The sequence below is a fragment of the Colwellia demingiae genome (assembly GCF_007954275.1).
GTDB lineage: Bacteria > Pseudomonadota > Gammaproteobacteria > Enterobacterales > Alteromonadaceae > Colwellia > Colwellia demingiae.
Genome location: NZ_VOLT01000012.1, coordinates 23583 through 41458 on the forward strand (window position 1 = coordinate 23583; position 17876 = coordinate 41458).

Consider the following 17876-nt stretch of genomic DNA (forward strand, 5'->3'; position numbering starts at 1 on the left):
ACACTCGTCCTGATGCGTGCGTTATTGCAAACGGCTTGATGGCGTAAAGGGCTTTACTCCAAGTATTTTGTACAATTCTTCTGGTTTATAAAAATGGTTATCTTTTATCACCAAAGAAGTTTTTCTTAAAACTGACATGTCTTTGAGTGGGTCACCATCAATCAAAAGCACATCAGCTGACTTACCTTCGGTGATAGACCCCAAATAATGTGCTGCCCCAACAAGTCTGGCTGAGTTTATACTCGCAATTTTAAGAACATCCATTTCAGGAATACCGGCATCAGCATATATTTCAAGTTCACGATGGAGTGTGAATCCAGCAATGTTATCGGTACCAGGAACAATAGGCACCCCTTTGTCGTATAACTTCTTAACCAAAACTGACATGGCATCAGCTCCTGCTTGGTAGTTATCCTTTAAATCATCAGTCACATTCATTTCAGCACCTTTTAACTGACGTAATACATTAGGTGGTAAATGCTCAGCAACAGCAAGGAACTCAGGATCAATTTTCTTTCTTTCTTTTAGTAGCAAACTTCTAAATGTTGATACTGTGGGGTCAATAACTATTTGGTTATCGGCGAGTAACTGAATAAAGTCATTAAACTCTTTGCTATTGATGTCTACGTCTCCTGCTTTTTCACCTATTAAGGTGAAGCGGAGTTGCTGACGAGTATCTACTTCTGTTCCAGCCAAAAAGTTTAAAAATAGCATATTAATGTGCTGAATTTCATCATAACCTGCTTTAACAGCTTGCTCTGCTGTCATGAATGCAGGTATATGACCACTTAAACGCAAACCTCGTCTATGTGCATGTTTTGCAATGGGCTCAACCCACGTAGGGTCGATAGAGCTATATAGTTTGATTTGTATGTAACCATTATCAGCAAACCAATCTATCTTCTCATGGGCTTCGGCTAATGACTTCACCGATAAGCCCGCAGAAAACTCACTCATTTGGTCAAAAAAACCCGCTCTAAAAACGCGATTACCAATTACCTGGTTAGTATTAAATAACCGCTCTATCTCCATTATATTGTCATGACTGTTACCAACATCTCGAACATTTGTTACCCCCGCAGCCATATTAAGCAAGCCATCATCTTTACTTAAGTGACCGTGCATATCCCACAACCCGGGTATCAAGGTCTTTCCCGAACCATCAATAGTTGCTGTGTTTTCAGGCACATTAATATTTTTAGCAACTTGAGACACCTTGCCATTTTTAAATAAGACATCTGTATTTTTAAGAACCACTGAGTTAATTACATCGACTACTTGGGCGTTTTTAATCAACAAGGTTGTATAAGAATGACTTAATTTACGAGCAACACCTTCGAGATATTCTTGTTCAGCCGAGTTTTGAATTACTTTTAGTTTTTCAAAATCATCTAGTGTAAAACCTTCACGAATTACTTTCATAAAACCCGAGTGATCTTTAGCAAAAAAGTTTCCTTGGCTGTCATACCAGCTAAAGTCTGGGGTAAAGCCTAAACCACTGATGGCGTATAAGGTAACTTGCTCTGAGCCACTATCTGCTGATAACTTGACAGTTTTTAATTCTGTTAATCTTGCAGTACCTGACGGTAATAGCTCTATAGAGTTTACTATATTCTTTAACATGGCTTGCACCATTAAGTTTTCAGCAACAACGGCACTATTAACCGGGAGATAAAATTGTTCACCTGAAGATTTGATTCTGCCATCTTCTTTGTTACTTTCCCAACTAGCAATGCCGTCTTGCCACTTAAACGATTCTGCAATAGCAGCACCAAATGGCGACAGGCCCGTAGACTCAAAGCTTAAAATCTGCCCTTTTCCATTAAGCTTTATTTTTTCATCAATTTTGAAAACACGATTGTTCCAACGCAAGTCCAAACTACCACGGTATTGAGTATCTGAGACCTTTGTCATGATCTGTTTACCTGCTAATCCTTTCTCTGAATAAACAAGATTAGTAATTGATGTATTATTGGCAAAAACGACAGCAGATACCATTGATGAGAGCGCGAATAGTAATCGTAAAAGTGACCAATTCATTAGACTAATTTCCGTATCTATATGGGTTTGCCAAGTATAGTTGACTAACTAACAAATACAAAAATGACGCCAAAGTCTACATAAATATAATGTTGACTTCAAAAAATGAGTCCACTAGAATCATCACTAGGTTGCAGAGACGCCTTTTCCGCTCAAGATGAATTCACTCTGATATCAATGATTAATCAGTTCAATACGAACTAAGTAGGCTTTGCGGAATGCCAATTTACTTAGAGGAATTGAATTGTGACTTTTCAAGAAAATCAACGGGTTTCCCCCGACCACTCCAAAACAGCTAAATCAACAGCAAAAAACAAACTCACTACAATCAGCCAATGCACTTCTACATTCTGTAAGCTCATTTTCTTAATACTGTGCTTTGTTATATGTGATCTGTACAACCTATTGTCAATGAGCACTTTTACTGCAAGCTTTGAGTTATCTTTGGCGAATGCTTTTTCATTTCATACAACAATTGAATTGAAGTAGGGGTATAAAATGGAATATGCATTACAAGAAGTAAAAACCCAAGCAAAGAAGTTATTAAAAGCATTCAAGTCAGATCCTAGCTTAGTCAAAGGCATGCAAATACCTTTAAAGAAAATTGCAGTGTCTTCACTCGAAGAGTTAAAGCTAAAACATTGCCTAGGGCTAGTTGCAATGGAATTAGGCTTTAGAGATTGGCATGAAGCACAACAGCTTTTATCTGGTACTAAACCGTCATTGGTGACGATAAATATGGGTAATTTTTTTTACCCTAAAGGCTGTGGCGGATTTATTAATGAGTGGTTTGCCGATTACTCACAAGCTAGAGACACCTTGCTTAACAGTGCGACGTCAAAATGGCTATTGCCCTATAGAAATCAATTTATTGTGGTAGAGCGAGAATACATTGCAGTATTTAAGTTGAATAAGGAGCTAATGTCATCATGGACAGAGATACAGCATGACATGGTGGTCAGTTATAACAGTTTAGCTTGGGATAAAATAGCCTGTGCAGTTATCAGGAATAGACAAAGAGACTATTAAGAACTGAGTTATATGTACTGAGTTATTAACTCAAATAGCGATGATGAAAAGAATCATTGATGAGATTTTAATGATTTTTTAATTAGCACTGGTAAGTTAGCATTAACACTTTATAGGGTGTTAATGCTAACTATGTGCGTTGTATTATTTATGCAACCTAAGCAGTGTTCAATAAGCGCCTGCAGCATAAGTTAACTCGTAACTATGGCTATATATTTCTAGAATATTTCCAAACGGGTCTTACATGTAAATCATGCGGTAAGGTTTTTCACCCGGATAGTAATAACGAGGCTGTGTCATACGTTTTTTACCACCAGCTGCCACTATTTTTTCAACCAGTTTTTCTAAATTAGGGTCTTGTACGCAGAAGTGAAAAACACCTGTCTTCCAGTATTCAAAATTATTTTCTGGGTTCTGTTGGTTTTTAAATTCAAATAATTCAACACCGATACGATCGCCAGTAGACATATGAGCAATTTTAAACTTCCCCCAGTTAGCCCCGAATACATCGGTACACATTTTGCCAATAGGGCTATCGTCTTCTTCTATTTCGGTAGGCTCCATAATCAAATACCAACCCAGTACTTCAGTATAAAATTTAACGGCTTTTTCTACTCAAGGTACAGAGATCCCAATGTGAGAGAATGTTCTAGGGTATGCTTTGCTCAATTACTTAGATGGGTGTAGTTTACGATGGAAGATAACTTACATATAATTATCATAAACCACAATTATGAGTACACTTTGTAATGATTAATCTTGTATGGTTAAAAACATTTTGCTCCCTTGTCGATATCGGCCACTTTACACGAACCGCTGAGACGTTATTTATGACTCAATCTGGAGTCAGTCAGCATATAAAGAAATTGGAGCAACACCTAGACTCCTTATTACTTGTGCGCGAAGGTAAATCTTTTTCACTCACCGATGCAGGTGATAAACTTTACCAACAAGGTCAAATTTTATTAAGAACCTCAGAAGATATCGAAGCATCGATTAAACATGATGATCCTTTAATAGGCACAGTAAAAATAACCACGCCTGGCATTGTCGGTTTAAAGTTATATCCCCAGCTATTGGATATACAGCAACGCCACCCAACACTAATTATTGATTATATGTTTGCGCCAAATTCAAGCATAGAACAAGACTTAATCGATAGAAAGGTCGATATAGGTTTACTCACAGAGCAGACAAAAAGCCTCTCCTTAATGAGTACCCCGATAGCGGTAGAGCCTTTAGTATTAGTTACATCAAAGCAAACTCAAGTAACTAACTGGCAAACATTACTTGATCTTGGTTTTATCGGCCATCCTGATGCCGAGCACCATACACAGCAATTATTAAGTGAAAATTATATTGAGTTTGAACATATCAGCCAGTTTGAACGTAACGGATTTTCAAATCAAATCAGCTTGATTTTAGAGCCCGTTAGTCGCGGTTTAGGTTTTACTGTGCTACCTCTACATGCTGTGAATGCTTTTCATAAGCAGGACGACATTGCTGTACACTTTTTAAAACATACGGTTAATGAAACCTTATATCTTTGCCAAAATCGTCTTTCTTTTGAAAATAACCGTACACAATATATTAAATCTCTCATCACTGATTTTATTGGTTAATACCTTTAAGTGATCGTTAAGCGCACTCTTTACGTATAAACCCATAATGCTAAAGGTGTTTTGGAGAACTACAGCAATGTAACAATATTTAGGTGTAATTTAATGATAACGATATTTTATGATGGTAACTGCCCTATGTGTACAGCAGAGATGAATCACTTAAAAGGATACGATGTCGATAATCAGATCAACTTGGTTGATTTACACCAAGAGAATTTTAAAACGCTTTACCCAGCAGTAAACGTTGACGATGCAATGAAGATTTTACATGCTTTTTATAACGGACGCGTTTTACTCGGGTTAGAAGTAACTCATAGAGCTTGGACTATCGTAGGTAAAGGTTTTTGGGTTGCCCCATTAAACTGGCCTGTGATTAAAACAGTAAGTCACTGGGTTTATTTAGGCTTAGCTATATACCGTCATCAACTATCAGCTCTGCTGGCCAAAATATTCGGCTTACCAAACAATCAATGTATTTCAGGAACTTGTTATGATAACCCAACAAACACTGATCATCGGCGCAAATAGTGATATTGCTAAGGCTTTAGCTTTAAAAATAACAGCGAGTGAAACTGCTGGTGTGATTCTTATTAGTCGTGATGTTAGCGTTTATGATTCACTTTACCGTGATAACAATAATAGCCATGTGCATGCTATTACCATTAAAGATTATCAGTCACAATCTATCGAACAGGCCATTACAGATATATCGACTTTTAATCACGCTCCTATTACCCGTATTTTTATCTGTAACGGCATATTACATAACAAGCATATTAAACCCGAAAAGCGAATAGAAGATTTTGATGTTGAATCCTTTAATCAAGTAATGGCATCAAACGCATTAACACCCATGTTATGGATTCAAAAGTTAATTCCTACGTTAACGGGAAAGTCCCCCTGTAAGATTGTCGTATTTAGTGCAAGAGTTGGTAGCATTAGTGATAATCGCTTAGGTGGCTGGTATAGCTACAGAGCATCTAAGGCAGCCTTAAATATGATGCTAAAAACAGCTGCGATTGAAGTAGCTCGTCGAGACAAAAATATAAAGCTCATTGCTTTTCATCCGGGCACGACAGATACGCCCTTATCTAAACCATTTCAAAAAAACGTCCCTGAAAATAAACTTTTCACCTGTGATTTTGTTGCCAGCCAACTATTAACAATCGTTGAAAATAGCTCATACGATCAAACCGCCAGTTATCTCGATTGGCAAGGTAAATCTATCAATTGGTAAATGAGTAATGTGCTCATTTACTTCTGAAATATTAAGCTATTTATTGCTATAAACACATTTTTTGTGAACTGAAGTAGGTTAAGACACGTATAAGTTTTTAATTGTATTAATCAACGAGTACTTATAAATGCGTCTACTTACCTTATTGTTTTTCATCAGCCTAGTTTCTGCGTGCAGCACTAACCACCCTAATCAAGATATTACTGGAAAAGTCTTTCCATCAATTAGTGGTCAAACACTTGAAGAGAAGACAATGAGCATACCTGGAGATTTTGATGACGACTTAACCCTTCTGCTCATTGGTTACAAACAAAACTCACAATTTGATATCGACCGATGGTTAATTGGTTTAGACATGACTGAAACTAACGTGCCTACTTATGAAATACCGACAATTCAGGGGTTATTCCCTAGAATGTTCAGTACAGTTATTGATAATGGTATGCGTGCAGGTATCCCTAAACCTTTATGGAAAGGCGTAGTTACTGTTTATAAAGATGGTGAAAAAGTACAAACCTTTACCGGTAATGAAAGGCCTAATAACGCTAGAGTGGTATTACTCACTAAAGACGGCAGCATAGTACATTTTTACGATAAAGGATTTTCGGTAGATGCCCTAAACCAATTAAGAAGTCACTTAGTAACTGAGTAGCGAGATGAAAGGCTTATTAATAGTTATTACTTGCCTGATTTCTAACATCAAGATTTAGTTTCAATAAATAGCACTATCTCTCAGAGAGTATAGAGAAGAATTTTTACTAAGCTTTATTCTTAGTATGAGTTTTTTTTGGGTGCCGTCTTACCCAAAACTTTGGTGCTTTGATAGCAACATCCTCTGCTATTTTTTAGTGTATTTCATTTGGCTGAAAGTAAGAGGTATTAAAGCAAGAAAACAAAAGACTTATAGAATAAAACCAAGATTAACTCTTGTTAATACTTGGTTATTCCCCCTAACTCATTTTAGTATTGTAGGGATGGCTTTTAATTCTCTATTTTTAATTTTCTATATAGCTCATCACCTAAAAGCGAGCCAATAACATAATCAAAATGTTCACGAAGAGACAAGAATATTATTGACTATGTTACTACAAGTTAATAATTTGCCTACATGATCCAACCGTATCTGTGCCGCACATTTCATCATATGCTGACTGAAACTCTAACGTTGCCGTCACTATATTATGACTACGTAAATATTGTTTAGCATCTGCTAAGGAATTGAGCACTTCAACATCTCTGACTTCATTTAAGCCAATAAAATTATTTGATGAGTCAACAGCGCCAACAAGGTAATGACTTGACTCTGCGATAGCCATAATGGTCGGCATCATTTCTGTATTTAATATATTGCTCATAGTAAATCTCCGTAATGTCTGTATCTAGATATATAACTTACGAGCAATTAAGGTGGTTAGATCAATGATAATAAAACTATTCATATTTGAGTTATCGGTGAACAATATAAAAGAAAGAAATCTCACTCGTGAGTGACTCATGAGAAGCGTGAGGTGATCGCTAAGTGTTTTCTTTACGTATAAATAACTACTAATATTCATTATACGACCACACTTAAATGCAATATATACATCAAAACGATCTAACAAAGATGACATCACGCTACAGAGCTCAAGTTATAAACAGCCTATCTGGATTTAAAAGTGCGAATCTTATTGGCACACTTAGTAATGATAATATAAATAACTTAGCCATTTTTAGTTCCGTATTTCACCTAGGTTCTTCACCTGCCTTAGTCGGTTTTATAACTCGCCCCAACAGTGTTGAACGCCATACCTTAGAAAATATTCAACAAACCAAGCAGTTTACTATCAACCAAGTAAATGAAGATTTTTGGCAAGAAGCTCATCAAACGTCTGCTCGTTATAGTGCTGGTGAATGTGAATTTAAAGCAACAGGTTTAACCGCGGAGACTATCGACGGAATTAAGGCACCTTTTGTAAAGGAAAGTCGACTTAAATACGCTTTAACGTTAAAAGAAATAACGCCAATTCAGCTGAATGGGACCTTATTAGTTATTGGCGAAATAACTCATATTATTTGCGATAAAGCAGCGATGAAAAATGATGGTTATATTGATATAGAGTCATTAAATACGGTGATGGTTTCAGGGCTAGATAGCTACCATACGAGTAAAAGGTTATCCCGTTTAAGTTATGCTAAACCTGATAATAAGCCAATACCACTTTCACTGAATGGCGAACTAGGAAATACCTGATTATAACAATAGAAAAAATGTTTAAAAGCACTAAGGAGGTTAAATGAAAACGTGGAAAGCACTTGGGTATCTAGGTTTAATACCGTTCATAGTTTGTCTCTATTTGAGTAGCGAAGCAGAGTTTTGGGGGATATCCACAAAACAAGCCTTTGTTGCTTACAGTGCTGTAATCTTAAGCTTTATCGCTGGCACGATATGGCGCAGAGATGTATCCACTCATCACGACAAACGATATATCATCAGTAACATTTTTAGTCTGATAGCTTTTGCTTCTTTGTTGGTTGCACAAGAGGTTGCTTTAATCATATTAGCGCTGAGTTTTATGCTGTTATTTGTCTACGAAAACTCAATAGGCAAACAACATAAATTACCAACTGATTATATGAACATGCGCTTCTGGTTAACCCAGATTGTGGTATTACTTCATATCACCGGATATTTCCTGTGGTTTGGATAATATGCTTTCATCATCATGATTAGCAATGGTACTTAATTGAGTAATATTCGATGCTCTGTGTTCAAAGACGGTTATGGCCTAAAGTAAGAAATATAAATAGCTTACTACTGCCACCCTATTCCCCACCTATTATTGTCCTTCAGTTCACGCCAGTCGATAGCATATTCATTTTTGGTCATTACCGCTTCAATCACACATTCAATGACATTTTGTTGTTCATCGAATTTAACAACAGTGATGATAAAATGCTTTTCTTTGTTGCTTACTTCAACTTTGGTCCACTTACTGTGAATGAGTGCTTTAGGGGTTATTCTATTGATATCTTTATGGGTATTTTTATTCATACTGTTTATCTTCATTGATTTGATTATTTAGCTAGTTTTGGCGTATATACATTGTTTATTTATTAAAAGACAAACTTAAAAAATCAGACTAAAAATGGATAAATAAAATTTTCCAGCCGTTTTTTTAGTAACTAAAAATCCGACTTCTCGAATATCTTCCGATTTAAGTACCGGTGCATTATTTATATTACGCCCTCGAAACGAGGCTTGAAAATCAGCCAATGCAAAACTTAACTTTTCTCTTTTTCCAGCAATAGTATTGACCTTGTGTTTATAAGCCAACCGATAACCATTAAGGCTTACTATCATTCTTAATTGGTAGGTTAAGCCGTCACCCTGAATATCAATAGTGACCGTTTCAAGATCTTCAGGTAAGGGATTAATCATTCGAAATACCGAACTGAAACCACCGTTATTATCAAGTGAAATGTTGCCAAAAAAAATACCTTTTCCTTGTTCCACTAGAAAACGCCCAGTTGACTTACCTCCCATTACAGCATCGTCGGTTATGCGCCAATGATTAACGCTCTGTTGCTCAGTAAAATTAATCATATTGTATGACTCGTTTTTGGCTGTTATAACCAGCTGATTTTTTTTATTAGAGATATCGGGAATAGCCCCGGCATCGTGAGCAATAAAAATAAATAATAAAAATCCGAAAGGAATAAAATTCATAAGCTTATTTACTCTGTGTATGACTTATTAGCCACAGACGTTAACGTTATTAACTGAAAATTTTTGTTTAATAGCTTCACTTAACTCACTAAGGTCATTCACAACAATATTCGCTAAGCTCGCATAACTTAACGCTTTAGCGTAAGTAACAAGGCAAGACATAGTATTGGCATTTTGTGCCGCTTGCAGATCATATAAATAGTCGCCCACATACAACAGGTTTTCAGGAGGAGTATTCCAATATTGGGCTAAATGTAATAAAGCATCAGGAGCGGGTTTAGCTTTATGATCTTCCCGTGTTAGTAATATGGGAACATCAATATTATTATTGTTAAGTTTTATCAAAGCAGCTTGTTTGCAATTACGTGTGACAATTGCACAAGGTATTGAGAGCTTGGACAATAACGCTAATAACTCATCAGTACCAGCCAATTTACTAGCACTAAGGGCATCACTTATTTCATAGTCCACTAACACTTTGTTGGCAGCAATTTTTTTATTTTCTGGTAATGAATCAACAAAATCCAATAAATCTATTTCTTTTGCACAGCCTAAAGATTCTCTAATACAGTCAAAGTTTAAAGATGAAGAGACCAAGGTATTGTCGAGATCAAAGATAACGCCCAGCAATTTATGTGTTAACAATATTTAATTCTCCTATCAAGGTCGTCAATCAGTCTATAACTATCAATTTATAATTATCAATTAAGTGCGATCAGTGAGTTAGCTTTCTTGTAAAATTCATTAAAGGTATCTTTTCTATCAAATTGAACCTCGAACTTCCCGTGAAATAATAAGGTAACGGTTAGATCTTTGTACGCTATCCAACAAGTATAACCATCAAAATCATGCTGAGCTCGAATACCAGCAAACTCATTTTCACAGCCTAACTTAGTACCTTTAGTTGATATTAAATCAAAAATTCGTAAATAATCCCGATATTTTAATATGTTATTAGTCATAGACATAAAACTCTATCATTTGGTGGTAACAACAGGTAAAACATATAATAACTCTTATGGTTAAATTCATAATAGCATTACGTAAGAACAACAAAATAAGATCATATTGTGCCGCGCTATCATCAAATAAACACATCGACACTCAATAAGTACTTATAAGCAATAGTTGGATGTATTTAAAGTGGCCTAAGAATTAAAACCATAATAATGCTTATTATTTATCAAGGGTGAAAAATGCTTTCAGACTTTATTAAACAACATAAATTACCTGAAGAATTCAGGCTCACAGTTAAAGAGCACTACAAACCACTTGCTGATCGAATAGTGAATCTATTTAACAAAAAAAATAATACATATTTTGTCGGTGTAAATGGCTGCCAAGGTAGCGGTAAGTCAACACTCACTGACTTTATTTCTGAGTATTTAATGGCGCAATATCAACTTAATGTTGTCGTTATGTCTTTAGATGACTTTTACTTATCAAGTGAAAACCGTAATCAATTAGCAGATAAAATTCACCCACTTTTAGCAACTAGAGGCGTTCCTGGTACTCATGATATGGCAGCCCTTGATCATATTATAACCCAACTATCAGAGCACAGAACTGGATTCACTATCCCAAAGTTCAACAAAGCTACCGATGAACCCTTTCCTCAAAGCCAATGGACATTAATTGAAAAACCGGTAGATATTATTTTATTAGAAGGTTGGTGCTGGGGCGTACCACCACAAACAGATGAACAACTACAAATCCCAGTCAATGAACTTGAATTAGAGCATGACATCACTGGAGAATGGCGCAATTACGTTAATCAACAACTCAAAATAGCTTATCAACCACTGTACAAAAAAATGGATTTTTGGTTAGCATTACAAGCGCCGTCTTTCGATTGTGTTTACCAATGGCGATTAGAGCAAGAGCAAAAATTACAGGACAAAAACATAGACTTATCAGGTTCAAAAGTGATGTCTCCCGCGGAGGTTTTAAACTTCACTCAGTACTTCCAAAGACTTAGTTTACATGGGGAAAATACCCTTTCAAAATTTGCAGATACTGTTTTTCACTTAGATAATGATCGTCATATTATAGATAGTCCCTTAGTGACAAAGATATGACTTAAATTTAGATGATAATGTTGTCAATCAACAAGTTATGCCCCTCCTGCAGACACCTAACTTTGCCCCTATTGATTTTTAGTACAACATCTGTAAAGTGGTCATACCAGATTAATACTTATTAAAACTAGAAACATCAATTTTTATGCCTGACTTTTATGCTACTGAATCAAAAATTACCTGCGCGGACAAGTTCGCTATTGCAGCAACTACCTACACGCCAAAAAAAGCGTTGAAGGGTGCTATTTTAATAGGCCCTGCTACAGGAATAAAAAGGCAGTTTTATGCTAGTTTTTCTTCTTTCCTTGCAGAGAAAGGCTATGGCGTGGTCACCTTTGATAATAGAGGTATCGGAGGCTCTTTACTTGGAAGCGTGAAAGAAAGTGACGCATCATTACAGTGTTGGGGTGAAAAGGATATGCCTGCAGTGTTTGAGCAACTAAAAGCAAGTTTCCCTAATACCAAGTATCATTTAATAGGGCACAGCGCTGGGGGACAACTTGTTGGATTGATGCATAATGCGATGGAGTTAACTTCTATCTTTAATTTTGCAAGCTCATCGGGGCAATTAAAGAACATGAGAGCTTCGCATGCAGTTAAAGCACATTTTTTTATGAATTTTTTCATACCATTTAGTAATACTTTTTTTGGACACACCAAATCTCAATGGCTAGGTATGGGAGAGCCTTTACCTAAAGCAGTAGCTCAGCAATGGCGAGAATGGTGCAATAGTGAAGGTTATGTAAAAGCTTCTTTTGGGAAAACGGTTCATACTCATTTATATGATGATTTATCAATCCCAACAATGTGGGTTAATGCAGTAGATGATGAGATCGCAATTGATGCAAATGTTGAGGACATGCTCAAAGTCTTCACAAAAGTAAATGCGGAAACGCTCACGTTATCTCCTGACGATTATGCCTTAGATGAAATAGGCCATATGAAATTCTTTAGTCGAAAATCTCAGGTATTATGGATTCATGTTTTAAACTGGTTAGAAAAACAGTAAAGGCTGATATAAACGCCTAAGTAACTATAATTGAATTTTTACCTTTGTAATAAAGTAGATACTTGATGTTTATTGAGCATTCAACTGACGACTAATTCGATCCATTACCTATGCCAAGAACCTCATTGCTCAAGCTATCCTTGAGGAGTTGAGCCAGTGTAAATACCGCGACTCAATAACCTTTTAATCGTTAGTACTACTTATTAAAACCAATAATATTGGCTTCTGTTACAGCCTTATTAGCTGCAATCATCTATTTTTTATCATTTATTTGGTTACGTGTAAAAAGTCAAAGCGCCTTAAGCGCTCTGATTTATTCTTATATTTCTCAAAGTGTTGCTAATCTTATACTTGAGCCTTGTTAATGAAACTAGGTGAATAGAAATGTAAATATCGCACTGCAACATACATTACAACAATGCTAGCAATAGATAATTCTGCAATGGCTAACAGCTGTATTTGATTAATATACTCAACGGTCATGTTAATACTTTGCATCCAGTCCATCATTTTAAAAAGTGCCGTTGCGCTAATAACTAAGGGAAAAGTAAAAGCGGCATAACCGGGACTAAAGGGTAAAGTTAATAACTTAAATAAAGCTAAGTATGTAACGCTAGTCATCAACACCGCAATACCAAACAATAAAGCAATAATAAGCGGTGATGGACTTGCGGTAACCGTTAAATACCCCGCTAGAGATAAGCTTGCTGGTGCAGCTAAAATAGCTAACGTTGGCTTAGATGCATCAGGAACTTCATGAGAGAAAATCAAACGATAAATCATCAATGGCAACATAACAGCATAAGCCAACATCCCAAAGATTAGCGCTATGTAGGCAACAACCTCTAATTGAGGGTTACCAGAAAAAGATACACAGGCAACAATAATACCTACAGGCGGTACAAACCAACTCGGCACCATATGGTGTAATTCAAAAGCTTTAGCGCGGTGATATACAAAGCTCACTAAGAAGACAATGTGTAAACCAACTGCTAATAACCATAACGCATCTCCTGCTTGAGGGTAAAATTGCCCTAAAGAGTTAGACACTATCATTGTTGCCATTGCAAATGTTGGCACAACACTACCCACAACAGGGTGTGCAAGATCTTCTTTTAATGTATGAGATAACAATAAAAATTTTACTGTTAAAATTACCAAAAGCACACTGGCAATAATTGCACCAAACCATTGTCCGTAGCCATGTAAGTTAGCTATATTTTCCCAGCTCCAGCCTAGACTAGCAATACCAAGTGCTAATCCCGCCATAGGCGCTGGTGCAGTAATTAATTTAAGTTTCGCTGTGTGTATCATCATTGCCTCACTTAACACTCCATCTCCCGTCCCGTTGGACTAAATTTGAAGTTATTTTTATATTAAGTGTATTTTACCCTTGCATAGCGTTCATTTATATCCAATTATAATGAACAAGGGTTAATAAAAACTAAACGTCTGTGAATAAAAGTAATTCACTTTCACATAAAATATCAAACATAAAGTATAAATATAAAACTATGACCACTCACATTTCACTAAAGCAGCTCAATGTGTTTAATTCGATTACTCAGCATAAAACACTCACCCTAGCTGCCGAAAAACTTTTCCTGTCGAAAGCGGCTGTGAGTATGGCGCTTGCTGAGCTCGAAAAGCAATTAGGACATCCTTTATTCGATAGAGTAAATAATCGGCTTATACTTAATCAAGAAGGTAAAATATTATTACCTTTAGCTGATGAATTACTCAGCAGAGCAGACTATATCAATGACTTATTTGAACAAGACCAAGCATTGAATGGTCAATTAAAATTAGGCAGTAGTAACACTATTGGCAACCACATCAGCCCTTATTTATTGAGTGATTTTAGAGAACAACAGCAACACTTCTCTCAAAGCCTTTATATTTCAAACTCAACAATTATTTGTCAAAAACTGCTAGATTTTGAGCTTGATCTAGCGCTTATTGAAGGAGAAAACCATCACTCAGATCTAATTTCAATACCTTTCAGTCACGATGAGATGTGTATTATTAGTTCAAAAAATCATCCCTTAACAAAACTAAAAAAAATTAAGACAAGTGACTTGGAAAATACTGAATGGCTATTAAGGGAATTGGGTTCTGGCTCAAGAGAGTGTTTTATCAATACTTTAGCTCCTGAACTTAAGCGATGGCATTTATCGTTTGAACTTAATACCACAGAAGCGCTCATTAACAGTGTATCTGCAGGACTAGGTTTAGGTTGTTTGTCAAAGTTAGCGGCTAAATATGCTATAGAAGCAGGTCGAGTCAGTTTACTCAAGACCCCCATTGAAATGCCCAGAACCTTTTATTTAGTCATACATAAAAATAAATATCGAAGCCCTCTGATAAAGAGTTTTATGCTTTTTTGTGAAAAGTGGCAGCAATAGAAAAAAGGGTATTTTAATACTCATAAATGCGCAGAGTAGAATGCTAATCTTTATTGAACATTTTACTTAAGACTAACTTAAATAAGTTATCCATCATACGCTCAAGCTCTCCTTGGGAAATTGAGCTATCGAGAATGATTGTATTCCATAATCGCTTATTCATATGTAACAACCACCCCCTAAAATACAAAACTGATTTTTATAAATTTAGTTAGCGCCTAAAAAACCATTGAACAATAATTCTAACCAGAAGCCTTACATTACAGTCTGTGGCTAGTTATATATCAGTCAGTTGCATAGATCATTTATAGTGTCTATTCTTCCTATTCTCAAAGTTATAATAATAAAAGGCATAGCCATGCACATTAAAATACCGATAAAAACCATCCATTCATTTATCTGTGCCTTCGTGCTGATGACCACTTTAGGATGTTCTCAACAGTATGAGCCAGTAAAAACATTACAAGTACCACTTCCTGCGGAAGAAAAATTTAGAATGATATTAGGAGGTACTGATGTAGGTGGAATGTTAGTTAATCGCGATGGTGACAATATCAACATCGACTTTTCATTTAGTAATAATGGTCGCGGTGCTAGCAGCAAAGAAGTTCTAAAGTTATCAGAAACAGGTTTACCAATTGATTGGCGCATTACAGGAAAAACGGTTTTTGGGAATGAGGTTACTGAACAGTTTACCCTCCAAGACAATTTGGCGAAATGGCAGAGTTCAACTGAAAGTGGTAATGCCAAATTTAACAACAATGCTTTGTATATTGCACAGAACGCGAGTCCGTATGCGCTTTACATATACGCTAAAGCCTTGCTAGAACAACCCAGCAAGTCGATATCCGCATTACCTTCTGGCGAACTCACAATCACCCAAGTCGAAAAAATTGAGCTTAGAGATATTAACGACGCTACGGTCAATGCGACGATTTATGCAATCAACGGCATAGAACTCGACCCTAGCTATATTGCGCTTGATGACAACCATCATATGCTTAGTTATTTGTCGCCACGTGCTGTTGTTATTCGTGAAGGATTAGAGAAACAAAATAAGACCTTGAGCGATTTAGCGGCTAGCTTGAACGCAAGTCGATTTGAAAAAATAGCGAAGAAAGCGATGCACCACTATGAAAAACCCGTGCGTATTAACAATGTCAGAATATTTGATCCCGTTAACATGCAGCTCACGGCTTCTAAATCGGTGCTGATTGAAAAGGACAAGATTACGGCTATCGAATCACCAGTCGATATAGCTAAAGACGGAGAAATTCTGATTGATGGTAATGGCGGTACATTAATCCCCGGTTTATATGAAATGCATGGCCACATGAGCGATAACGACGCCCTACTTAATGTGATGGCAGGCGTAACCTCATCAAGAGACATGGGTAATGAGATAGAATTACTCGATCCTTTAATTGAAAAAATTGAAAGTAATAAAATTATTGGTCCACGCATTACTAAGAGTGGTTTTATAGAAGGTAAAAGCGAATTTTCCGCTGCCACTGGTGAAATTGCTTCTACTGAGCAAGAAGCCGTTGATCTTGTCAATATGTATGGTGAAAAAGGCGGTTATTTCCAAATCAAGATATACAGTTCGATTAATGGAGAGTGGGTGCCAGCTATGGCTAAAGCAGCTAAAAAATACGGTATGCGCGTGACTGGCCATATTCCCGCTTTCTCAACAGTTGATGAAATGGTCGCTGCCGGCTATGACGAAATCACTCACATTAACCAAGGTATGCTCAGCTGGGTATTAGATAGAGATGAAGATACCCGCACACTTTATCGCATTACCGGCATGAAACGTTTTGTCGGCTTGGACCTTACTAGCGAAAAAGTACAGAAGACTTTGAACACCATGGTCGAAAAAAATATAGCTGTTGATCCCACCATTGTCATTCATGAATTTGGCTTAACGGCTAGAAATGGTGAGACTCGCATTGGCACAAAAGATTATATCGACAATATGCCCGTAGGTGTTCAAAGAAGTGCGAAAGTCGCCTTATTAAATGTTGCTGATCAGGAAGAAGATGACGCTTACCGACTGGCTTTTGATAAAATTATTGAAACACTCGCATTGATGCATAAAAAAGGAATTTTCCTAGTTCCAGGTACCGATCTAGGTGGCGCTTTTGAGCTGCACAGAGAGTTAGAACTATTTAAAAAAATAGGTATGTCTAACGCTGAAGTATTGCGCAGAGGTTCGTATGATATGGCCAATTACTTAGGTTATGGTGATCAACTTGGCAGTATTGAAGTAGGCAAACTTGCTGACTTTTTCTTAGTACCTGGCGACCCAATATCTGAGCTTCGCGCTATCAAGACTGTGTCGATGGTTTCAAAAGGTGGTGTAATTTATTTCCCTAGTGAAGTTTACCCTGAGTTTGGAATAAAGCCCTTCACGACAATACCCAAGATCGTCGAGAGCAATTAGTTTTTGAGAGACTTAACGAACTATTGACCAAATGCTTAAGCGCCCTATTAAGGTGGTATTCACCAATACCTTATTCTTTATCATTCGTAAGAGTGTGCGCTTTCAGCATGCTCATACGATAAATAACAAATCAAAGATTCAAAGGTTATGTACCTAGATGTAAAAGAATTGACTGCTGATCTTTCTTGGTCATTTTACTGACCACTAACTTGAATGAGTTATCCATCATGCGTTCTATCTCACCTTGTGGGATAGAACCATCAAGAATTACTGTATTCCAGAGTTTTTTATTCATGTGCAACAA

Annotated in this window: 18 protein-coding genes and 3 pseudogenes; 11 read left to right on the plus strand and 10 right to left on the minus strand. The window is 36.6% G+C overall.

Going from position 1 to position 17876, the window contains the following annotated elements:
• Positions 1-21: 21 nt before the first annotated feature.
• Positions 22-2040, minus strand: a complete 2019-nt coding sequence (locus ESZ36_RS18860; protein WP_146790748.1) for an amidohydrolase family protein — start codon at positions 2038-2040, stop codon at positions 22-24.
• Between the two features lie 498 nt (positions 2041-2538).
• Between ESZ36_RS18860 and ESZ36_RS18865 the strand changes: the two genes are divergently transcribed.
• The gene (locus tag ESZ36_RS18865; protein WP_146790750.1) at positions 2539-3069 is read left to right on the plus strand and encodes a hypothetical protein; all 531 of its coding nucleotides are present in this window, start codon (positions 2539-2541) and stop codon (positions 3067-3069) included.
• 168 nt (positions 3070-3237) lie between these two features.
• On the opposite strand, the pseudogene ESZ36_RS18870 reads toward ESZ36_RS18865, so the two are convergent.
• Positions 3238-3738, minus strand: a pseudogene (locus ESZ36_RS18870) (lactoylglutathione lyase family protein).
• 80 nt (positions 3739-3818) lie between these two features.
• Here ESZ36_RS18870 and ESZ36_RS18875 point away from each other — a divergent pair.
• The 4 genes from ESZ36_RS18875 (at position 3819) to ESZ36_RS18890 (ending at position 6580) form a co-directional block, all read left to right on the plus strand.
• The gene (locus ESZ36_RS18875) at positions 3819-4691 is read left to right on the plus strand and encodes a LysR family transcriptional regulator (protein WP_146790752.1); all 873 of its coding nucleotides are present in this window, start codon (positions 3819-3821) and stop codon (positions 4689-4691) included.
• Between the two features lie 102 nt (positions 4692-4793).
• Entirely contained in the window at positions 4794-5219 is a 426-nt protein-coding gene (locus ESZ36_RS18880) for a thiol-disulfide oxidoreductase DCC family protein (protein WP_146790754.1), read from the plus strand.
• On the plus strand, positions 5182-5928 hold the full coding sequence (locus tag ESZ36_RS18885) for an SDR family NAD(P)-dependent oxidoreductase (RefSeq protein ID WP_146790756.1): 747 nt from the start codon (positions 5182-5184) through the stop codon (positions 5926-5928). The genes ESZ36_RS18880 and ESZ36_RS18885 overlap by 38 nt, the downstream gene beginning before the upstream one ends.
• Before the next feature lie 127 nt (positions 5929-6055).
• On the plus strand, positions 6056-6580 hold the full coding sequence (locus ESZ36_RS18890; RefSeq protein ID WP_146790758.1) for a hypothetical protein: 525 nt from the start codon (positions 6056-6058) through the stop codon (positions 6578-6580).
• Positions 6581-7013: 433 nt separating this feature from the next.
• Here the strand turns inward: ESZ36_RS18890 and ESZ36_RS18895 are convergent, their stop codons facing one another.
• Entirely contained in the window at positions 7014-7283 is a 270-nt protein-coding gene (locus ESZ36_RS18895; RefSeq protein ID WP_146790760.1) for a DUF6482 family protein, read from the minus strand.
• Positions 7284-7501: 218 nt separating this feature from the next.
• On the opposite strand from ESZ36_RS18895, the gene ESZ36_RS18900 reads away from it, so the two are divergent.
• Both ESZ36_RS18900 and ESZ36_RS18905 read left to right on the plus strand, forming a co-directional pair.
• A complete protein-coding gene (locus ESZ36_RS18900; protein ID WP_146790762.1) occupies positions 7502-8161 on the plus strand; it encodes a flavin reductase family protein in 660 nt (219 codons plus the stop codon).
• 43 nt (positions 8162-8204) lie between these two features.
• A complete protein-coding gene (locus ESZ36_RS18905) occupies positions 8205-8618 on the plus strand; it encodes a DUF3429 domain-containing protein (RefSeq protein ID WP_146790764.1) in 414 nt (137 codons plus the stop codon).
• Between the two features lie 104 nt (positions 8619-8722).
• Here ESZ36_RS18905 and ESZ36_RS18910 read toward each other — a convergent pair whose 3' ends face one another.
• The 4 genes from ESZ36_RS18910 to ESZ36_RS18925 form a co-directional block, all read right to left on the minus strand.
• Positions 8723-8938: a TIGR02450 family Trp-rich protein gene (locus tag ESZ36_RS18910; RefSeq protein WP_146790975.1), complete on the minus strand. Its 216-nt coding sequence runs from the start codon at positions 8936-8938 to the stop codon at positions 8723-8725.
• Positions 8939-9037: 99 nt separating this feature from the next.
• The gene (locus ESZ36_RS18915) at positions 9038-9637 is read right to left on the minus strand and encodes a CIA30 family protein (protein ID WP_246129173.1); all 600 of its coding nucleotides are present in this window, start codon (positions 9635-9637) and stop codon (positions 9038-9040) included.
• A 27-nt stretch (positions 9638-9664) separates the two neighbouring features.
• Positions 9665-10282, minus strand: a complete 618-nt coding sequence (locus ESZ36_RS18920; RefSeq protein ID WP_170235890.1) for an HAD family hydrolase — start codon at positions 10280-10282, stop codon at positions 9665-9667.
• Between the two features lie 56 nt (positions 10283-10338).
• A complete protein-coding gene (locus ESZ36_RS18925) occupies positions 10339-10599 on the minus strand; it encodes a DUF3081 family protein (RefSeq protein ID WP_146790768.1) in 261 nt (86 codons plus the stop codon).
• Positions 10600-10833: 234 nt separating this feature from the next.
• On the opposite strand from ESZ36_RS18925, the gene ESZ36_RS18930 reads away from it, so the two are divergent.
• Together ESZ36_RS18930 and ESZ36_RS18935 are read left to right on the plus strand one after the other, a co-directional pair.
• Entirely contained in the window at positions 10834-11715 is an 882-nt protein-coding gene (locus ESZ36_RS18930; RefSeq protein ID WP_146790770.1) for a kinase, read from the plus strand.
• Positions 11716-11860: 145 nt separating this feature from the next.
• Positions 11861-12724 carry an alpha/beta hydrolase family protein gene (locus ESZ36_RS18935; RefSeq protein WP_146790772.1) on the plus strand — a complete coding sequence of 288 codons (864 nt, stop codon included), beginning with the start codon at positions 11861-11863 and terminating at the stop codon, positions 12722-12724.
• 345 nt (positions 12725-13069) lie between these two features.
• Here the strand turns inward: ESZ36_RS18935 and ESZ36_RS18940 are convergent, their stop codons facing one another.
• Positions 13070-14038 carry a TDT family transporter gene (locus tag ESZ36_RS18940; protein WP_146790979.1) on the minus strand — a complete coding sequence of 323 codons (969 nt, stop codon included), beginning with the start codon at positions 14036-14038 and terminating at the stop codon, positions 13070-13072.
• A gap of 200 nt (positions 14039-14238) precedes the next feature.
• On the opposite strand from ESZ36_RS18940, the gene ESZ36_RS18945 reads away from it, so the two are divergent.
• Complete coding sequence (locus ESZ36_RS18945) at positions 14239-15129, plus strand: LysR substrate-binding domain-containing protein (protein WP_146790774.1); 891 nt, start codon at positions 14239-14241, stop codon at positions 15127-15129.
• 43 nt (positions 15130-15172) lie between these two features.
• Here ESZ36_RS18945 and ESZ36_RS18950 read toward each other — a convergent pair.
• Positions 15173-15295: pseudogene (locus ESZ36_RS18950) on the minus strand (MmcQ/YjbR family DNA-binding protein); the annotation flags it as partial.
• 192 nt (positions 15296-15487) lie between these two features.
• Here ESZ36_RS18950 and ESZ36_RS18955 point away from each other — a divergent pair.
• On the plus strand, positions 15488-17572 hold the full coding sequence (locus ESZ36_RS18955) for an amidohydrolase family protein (protein WP_146790776.1): 2085 nt from the start codon (positions 15488-15490) through the stop codon (positions 17570-17572).
• 145 nt (positions 17573-17717) lie between these two features.
• On the opposite strand, the pseudogene ESZ36_RS22590 reads toward ESZ36_RS18955, so the two are convergent.
• Positions 17718-17870: pseudogene (locus ESZ36_RS22590) on the minus strand (MmcQ/YjbR family DNA-binding protein); the annotation flags it as partial.
• Positions 17871-17876 lie beyond the last annotated feature (6 nt).

Excerpts from the sequence above, each read along its gene's own strand:
- ESZ36_RS18860 (WP_146790748.1), bottom strand. The coding sequence starts at position 2,040 with ATGAATTGGTCACTTTTACGATTACTATTCGCGCTCTCATCAATGGTA.
- ESZ36_RS18865 (WP_146790750.1), top strand. The coding sequence starts at position 2,539 with ATGGAATATGCATTACAAGAAGTAAAAACCCAAGCAAAGAAGTTATTA.
- ESZ36_RS18875 (WP_146790752.1), top strand. The coding sequence starts at position 3,819 with ATGATTAATCTTGTATGGTTAAAAACATTTTGCTCCCTTGTCGATATC.
- ESZ36_RS18880 (WP_146790754.1), top strand. The coding sequence starts at position 4,794 with ATGATAACGATATTTTATGATGGTAACTGCCCTATGTGTACAGCAGAG.
- ESZ36_RS18885 (WP_146790756.1), top strand. The coding sequence starts at position 5,182 with ATGATAACCCAACAAACACTGATCATCGGCGCAAATAGTGATATTGCT.
- ESZ36_RS18890 (WP_146790758.1), top strand. The coding sequence starts at position 6,056 with ATGCGTCTACTTACCTTATTGTTTTTCATCAGCCTAGTTTCTGCGTGC.
- ESZ36_RS18895 (WP_146790760.1), bottom strand. The coding sequence starts at position 7,283 with ATGAGCAATATATTAAATACAGAAATGATGCCGACCATTATGGCTATC.
- ESZ36_RS18900 (WP_146790762.1), top strand. The coding sequence starts at position 7,502 with ATGCAATATATACATCAAAACGATCTAACAAAGATGACATCACGCTAC.
- ESZ36_RS18905 (WP_146790764.1), top strand. The coding sequence starts at position 8,205 with ATGAAAACGTGGAAAGCACTTGGGTATCTAGGTTTAATACCGTTCATA.
- ESZ36_RS18915 (WP_246129173.1), bottom strand. The coding sequence starts at position 9,637 with ATGAATTTTATTCCTTTCGGATTTTTATTATTTATTTTTATTGCTCAC.
- ESZ36_RS18925 (WP_146790768.1), bottom strand. The coding sequence starts at position 10,599 with ATGACTAATAACATATTAAAATATCGGGATTATTTACGAATTTTTGAT.
- ESZ36_RS18930 (WP_146790770.1), top strand. The coding sequence starts at position 10,834 with ATGCTTTCAGACTTTATTAAACAACATAAATTACCTGAAGAATTCAGG.
- ESZ36_RS18935 (WP_146790772.1), top strand. The coding sequence starts at position 11,861 with ATGCCTGACTTTTATGCTACTGAATCAAAAATTACCTGCGCGGACAAG.
- ESZ36_RS18940 (WP_146790979.1), bottom strand. The coding sequence starts at position 14,038 with ATGATACACACAGCGAAACTTAAATTAATTACTGCACCAGCGCCTATG.
- ESZ36_RS18945 (WP_146790774.1), top strand. The coding sequence starts at position 14,239 with ATGACCACTCACATTTCACTAAAGCAGCTCAATGTGTTTAATTCGATT.
- ESZ36_RS18955 (WP_146790776.1), top strand. The coding sequence starts at position 15,488 with ATGCACATTAAAATACCGATAAAAACCATCCATTCATTTATCTGTGCC.